Raw genomic sequence first — 1,677 nt, forward strand, 5'->3', positions numbered from 1 at the left:
CCGGTGAACAGCCCTCTAGGCCCGACCTCCCGACCCGTCAAATGCTTTTTGCATTTTTGTTTCAGAAATTTTTGGCGTTTGAGGTCTAGACAGGGGTGACGGCGATCATGGCCAAGGGTGATTAAGAGCATGAGTTTGCAGGATGCCGACGCGGACGACGCGGGTTTCGGCGCACGCATCAGGAGCGCGATCTTCTGGCGTTCGGGGAGCCAGATCATCTCGCAAATGATGAGCTGGGTGGTGACCCTGGCGGTCATTCGCCTGCTCGATCCGGCCGATTATGGCCTGTTCGCGATGACCCAGGTGATATTGAATTTCGCCACCTTCCTCAATGGCTATGGGCTGGTCAGCGCTTTGGTGCAGTCGGAGAAGCTCGATTCGCACCGCTTGCGGCAGGCCTTCACCATCATGCTGCTGCTCAACGGGGGGCTGGCACTGCTCCAGCTGGGAGTAGCCCCGATCGCGGCCGACTATTATGACCAGCCGATGGTCGCCGACCTGCTGCGGGTGCAGGCTTTGCTCTACCTCTCCACCCCTTTCATCTCGATTCCCGAAGCGATCATGGGCCGCGCGCTCGATTTCAAGCGACCGGCGCTGGTCAATCTGATCGCCGCTTTCGCCTCCGCCGCCGTCGCGCTGGTCGGTGCCCTGTCCGGCTGGGGGGTGTGGACATTGGTGTTTGCACCGATTGCGGGCTTCTGGGTCAAGGGGCTGGGCTATGTGCTGGCGACCGGGTTCCGCCCCATCCCCAGCTTCGATTTTCGCGGCACAGGCGCAATGGTCGCCTATGGCGCATCGCTGCTGGGCGGACAGTTGTTCTGGATCGTCCAGAGCCAGGCCGATATCTTCATCGGCGGGCGGGTGCTGGCGCCGCATCAGCTGGGCCTCTATGCCGAGGCGCTGTTCCTGACCCAGATTTTCGTCAGCAAATTCATCCCGCCGCTCAACGATGTCGCCTTTCCCGCTTATGCCCGGATGCAGAAGGATCCGTCGCGGGTCGCCTGGTCCTTTTGCAAGGCGGTGCGGCTGCTGCTGCTCATCTCCTGCCCGGTCTATCTGGGCATGGCGGTGACCGCCGAGCCGCTGGTCGAAACACTGTTCGGGGCAAAATGGCTGGAAATGGCCCCTTTCGTCTCGGTGCTGGCGCTGGCCATGCCGTTCATGACGTTGCAGGTGATGTTCGCGCCGGTCAGCAATGCGCTGGGCCGTCCGGGCACGACGGCGCGAATCGCGGGGGTTGGCGCGCTACTGATGCCGGTCGCCTTCCTGATCGGCATCACATTCGGCGCGATCGGCCTGGCCTGGGCCTGGCTGGGCGCGTTCCCGATCCTCACGGTCGTGACGGCGCGACTGGCCGGTGCGCCGATGGGATTGCGCCTGATCGACCTCATCCGCGCAGCCGCGCCGGGGCTGGGCTGTGCGATCCTGATGGCGGGCGTGGTGCTGGCGGTGGACCGTATTTTGCCGCCATTGGCCGCGCCGATCCGGCTGGCCGTGCTGGTGCCCGCGGGCGGCATCGCCTTCCTCGCCGCGCTGATGCTGTGCGCGCGCGGTACGTTGATGGAACTGGTCGCGCTGGTGATTCGCCGCGCGCCGCCGGTTCAGGCTCCCGCCTGAGTCTGGTTCGAAATGCGCAAAAGAGCGCATTTCGGTTTCGGCACCGGCCCACACCCCCAC

General features: G+C 64.2%; 1 protein-coding gene. It reads left to right on the forward strand.

Going from position 1 to position 1,677, the window contains the following annotated elements:
- Positions 1–129 precede the first annotated feature (129 nt).
- The gene (locus EBBID32_RS00005) at positions 130–1,617 is read left to right on the forward strand and encodes a lipopolysaccharide biosynthesis protein (RefSeq protein ID WP_006948544.1); all 1,488 of its coding nucleotides are present in this window, start codon (positions 130–132) and stop codon (positions 1,615–1,617) included.
- Positions 1,618–1,677 lie beyond the last annotated feature (60 nt).

The sequence above is a fragment of the Sphingobium indicum BiD32 genome (assembly GCF_000382885.1).
In the GTDB taxonomy this organism is placed as follows: Bacteria; Pseudomonadota; Alphaproteobacteria; order Sphingomonadales; family Sphingomonadaceae; genus Sphingobium; species Sphingobium japonicum_C.